Origin of the sequence: Xanthovirga aplysinae (assembly GCF_009711365.1) — a bacterium.
GTDB lineage: Bacteria > Bacteroidota > Bacteroidia > Cytophagales > Cyclobacteriaceae > Xanthovirga > Xanthovirga aplysinae.
Map to the genome: position 1 here is coordinate 1 of NZ_SMMB01000558.1, position 2,371 is coordinate 2,371.

The window sequence follows — 2,371 nt, forward strand, 5'->3', positions numbered from 1 at the left end:
TTATTTTCCTGGTAATCGTCTTAATATTTTTCCATCCTCAATTTTTTGGTAACAAGGTACTTTTCCAAAGTGATATTTTGCAAGGTCAGGGCACCACACAGGAACTAGTGAATTTTCGGGAACAAACAGGAGAGGAAGGGTTATGGACAAACTCCATGTTCAGTGGAATGCCCGGCTATCTGGTAGATGTTAGGTATAGTGGAGATTGGGTAAATGTTCCTATGCGAGTTTTAAGCCTTGGACTTCCAAACCCAGCCAATTTACTATTTATTGGCATGGTCTGTTATTACATTATGCTATTAGTATTCGGTGTCCGACCAGGTTTAGCCATAGCAGGTGCCATTGCATTTGGAATAACCACCTTTAACATCATCAGTGTTGAAGCAGGACACAACTCAAAAGTCAGAGCCATTGCTTATATGCCCCTGGTGTTAGCAGGCATCCAATTAGCCCTAAAAAAACAGAAAAAATTGGCTGGCTTTGCTTTAACAGCCCTCGCTTTAGCCATAATAATTAGGGTAAATCACCTGCAAATCACCTATTACCTTTTACTGATGGTAGTGATTTTTGGAATCGTAATGTTAGTGTTTGCTATCAAAGAAAAAAGATCAACAGAATACATTAAGACGATAGGCATACTAGTACTAGCAGCACTATTAGCGGTTGGAACCAATTTTGGACGTCTTTGGTCACTGTATGAATATGGTAAATTTTCTATTCGTGGAAAGTCAGAATTAAGCACCGAGGATGGGACACCTACAACAAACAGTGGACTCGATCGGGATTATGCTTTTGCCTGGAGTAATGGTATTTGGGAAGGTATGACCTTACTCATTCCAAATTTTTATGGGGGAGCAAGCAATCAGGCCCTGGGCAATGACTCTGAAGTGGAAAAGGCTTTACGGCAGCAGGGAATCCGAGGCGCACAATTAAAACAGTATGTTAATTCAGCTCCAACCTATTGGGGAGACCAGCCTTTTACCTCTGGCCCCATTTATGCAGGTGCCATTATATGCTTTCTTTTTGTTCTGGGTATATTCTTTGCAGAAAAGAAATATGTATGGTGGTTGGTACTGGCTACGATTTTAGCACTGATGTTTTCTTGGGGAGATAATTTCAAAGCCTTCAACTATTTTATGTTCGATCACCTACCGGGCTATAATAAATTCCGTTCTGTTACTATGGCCTTAATTATAGCCTTGACGGCTATGCCCCTATTGGGTTTTCTGGGATTGGAGAAGCTTTTAAAAGAAGGATTAAATGGAAAAAATCAAAAGATCCTTCTTTACACTAGTGGAGGAATGGCTGGCTTATGTATTCTATTAATCTTTTTTACTGGAATATTTAGCTTTCAGGGGATCGCGGATAGCCGGTTGCCAGAGTGGTTTGGAGACGCCCTTATCGCTGATCGAAAAAGCATGTGGAAAATGGACACTGTTCGATCTGCCTTTTTTATTCTTGCCTTTTCGGGAATTCTGTTTGCATGGCTCAAGAAAAAACTCTCTGCCTTATCAGCTCTACCGACCATGATTCTTTTAGTTCTATTAGATATCGGACTAGTGGATGGCCGCTATTTAAAAGAGGATAACTTTAAAAGAAATCCGGCCCGTCAATTTTTTACCATGAATGAAGCAGATCAATTCATCTTGCAAGATAAAGACCCGGATTTTCGGGTGTATAACTTACAAAATCCTTTTAATGATGGCCGAACTTCTTATTACCACAAGTCTATTGGGGGGTACCATGGAGCCAAATTACGTCGCTATCAGGATTTGATTGAAAAAGCCATTTCACCTGAAACCAATAAAATGATTAATAATCTAAGGGCAGGGAATACAAACATGAGCTACTACCCTATTTTAAACATGCTAAATGCTCGGTACATACTTGCAGGAAATACTAAAGAAAGTGTTATTAGAAATTCATTTGCTTTGGGAAACCTTTGGTTCATTTCCAATATTGAGGAGGTTAATAATCCAGACGAGGAAATAGCCGCAGTTTCCAAGATCAATACCGGTACTTCTGCTGTTGTGGATATTTCAAAATTCAACCCTTCCCAAACACAATTTAGTGCTTCTGGTTCTGCCAAGCTAACTTCCTATGCTCCAAATACATTAAATTATGAAGTGGATGCTAAAGGCAAAAGTTTTGTAGTGTTTTCTGAGATTTATTACCCTAATGGCTGGAAAGCTACCATAGATGGAAAAGAAGCTCCAATTCTAAGAGCAAATTACGTACTTCGAGCTTTAGAAGTCCCTGAGGGAAAACATGAAATCAACTTTTCTTTTAAACCAGATTCCTATGTAATAGGAAATAAAATCATGATGGGTTCTTCTTTACTTCTTACCATTATATGTCTGACGGCAATTGG

The 2,371-nt window shown here is 39.3% G+C and carries 1 protein-coding gene; it reads left to right on the top strand.

What is annotated here, in order from left to right; all coding sequences use genetic code 11:
• Positions 1-77: 77 nt before the first annotated feature.
• Positions 78-2,371: YfhO family protein (locus E1171_RS02670; protein ID WP_343031287.1), on the top strand; the 2,294-nt coding region annotated here is incomplete at its 3' end.